The sequence below is a fragment of the Polaromonas sp. P4_H1 genome (assembly GCF_056400945.1).
The window spans coordinates 1-503 of the sequence record NZ_JBFUKG010000168.1; the positions used below are offsets into that span (position 1 = coordinate 1).

General features: G+C 61.4%; 1 protein-coding gene. It reads left to right on the top strand.

Annotated elements, in window-relative coordinates; all coding sequences use genetic code 11:
• Positions 1-503 (top strand): alkaline phosphatase (locus tag AC1DS5_RS25695; RefSeq protein ID WP_477721065.1); only part of this gene is annotated, 503 nt, incomplete at both ends.

Below are 503 nucleotides of genomic sequence, written 5' to 3' on the forward strand. Positions count from 1 at the left end.
AGTTTCCCGAACTCGTTCAGGCCGCCGACATCAAGGTGACGATCAACGGCGCCGATCAGACCGCAGCGTTCGGCAAGACCGCGGACTACATCGCGAAGGAAGACGGCAAAGATCAGTCCGCGCTGCTGCTGCGCGACGCGACGCTCGATAAAGCCGGGGTTTACAAGATCGAAGTCAGCGACGGCGTACGCAGCCGCGCGGTGACGTGGAACGTCTACGATACCGGCCCGCGCAAGGCGAAGAATGTGATCCTGTTTATCGGCGACGGTATGTCGCTGGCGCACCGCGTCGGCGCCAGAATTCTTTCGAAGGGCATCACCGAAGGCAAGAGCCGCGGCAAGCTCGCGATGGACGACATGCCGCATATGGCGATGGTGGCAACGGCGGGCTCCGATTCCATCATCACCGATTCCGCGAATTCGGCCAGCGCCTATTCCACCGGCCACAAGACCGCAACCAATGCGATGGGCGTCTATGCGGATCGCACGGCGAATGTATTCGAC